Raw genomic sequence first — 1315 nt, forward strand, 5'->3', positions numbered from 1 at the left:
GGCGCCTTCACCGCTGCCTTCCACCGCCCGGACCAGTTCGGAAACGTGATCTCTCACTGCGGCAGCTTCATCAACATTCTGGGCGCGAACAACCTCCCCAGCATGGTCCGGCGCACCCCCCGCAAGCCAATCCGCGTCTGGCACCAATCCGGCAAGCGCGACCTCGATATCGTCTACGGCAACATCCCCATCGCTAACCATGACCTCGACGCAGCCCTGAAGTATCGCCGCTACGATTCCATGTTCGTGTTCGGCACCGCCGGGCACACCCTCGGACACGCCGGCGCAGTGTTCCCCGAAACACTCCAATGGATCTTCCGCGACCAGGTTGAAGCCAATTGAATCGCGCTTAGTCGACGCTTCGCTTCAAAGAACGCCTCTTCACAGGCTGAGGGCACCGCAGCACAATCTTAGTTTGGAACCCTGGAGTTACAGGGCCTCGCGCTGGCTGCCAGATTTACTCGATTAGGACCGCGGACCTAATGACCCGCCCAGGACCTCCCGTGTCCACGACTATTCGCCCGCGTCACAATTGTCACTGACGCTTGTGACGCGGGCGACACCTAGCAAAAGAGTCTGGACACTGAAACAACACCAAATCATGGCTCGCCGATTGGTTAAACCACCACTACCTGAAGCATTCAACTTAAGGCAAAATCAATGCACGCTGCTGAATTGAAGGTGTGGGTTAGGTCACCACATAATTTACGGCCGTCCAATACTTACGAATCTAGGGAGATCACCTGAGGGTACGTACCCAAACGCAACCAGCGTGGCGCGAAAGCCCAACCTGACGTGGCCTGCAGCCGCCGTCGTCAAAGTGCTTGGTGTTGGTTTCTCAGTGCTTATCAGGGCTGAGCTCCAAGTGGTTTGCGACCTCGAGACAAGACCTCGACCAGCTTGAAAAGAAGAAAGGGTGTTTCACCATGACCCATGCGCAGGCAACTGCAACCAAGCTCGAACTGGTGGATCTCGACCACTGGGGAATGATGACCAACGACGAAGACTTGGCGAACTCCGTCCCGAGTAAGGACATCGCTACTTACGAGTTATCAGAAAACGACACGGTGTCCGAGTACCGCCTGACATCCGAATCGCTGCCGCAGGAGGGCGTTCCTGCCGGGAAGTACTACCACTTCAGGTGGACCAGTCACACCGTCTACCCTGGCGTCACCAGCAGTGTCTACCTGTACCTGCCCCACGGCGCCGAGGAAGCCGAATCGGTCAACCTGATGATCTGCCTGGACGGCCTGGAGTACACCGGAGAGAAGGTTCGTGCCACCACAGTCCTGGACAACCTCGTGCACACGGGCGA

At 57.5% G+C, this 1315-nt stretch carries 2 pseudogenes; both read left to right on the forward strand.

Annotated features, from left to right (window positions below):
* Positions 1-342, forward strand: a pseudogene (locus tag AC1DD7_RS24365) (esterase family protein); the annotation flags it as partial.
* Positions 343-926: 584 nt separating this feature from the next.
* Positions 927-1315, forward strand: a pseudogene (locus tag AC1DD7_RS24370) (hypothetical protein); the annotation flags it as partial.

It is taken from the genome of Paenarthrobacter sp. 10L412 (assembly GCF_056395565.1).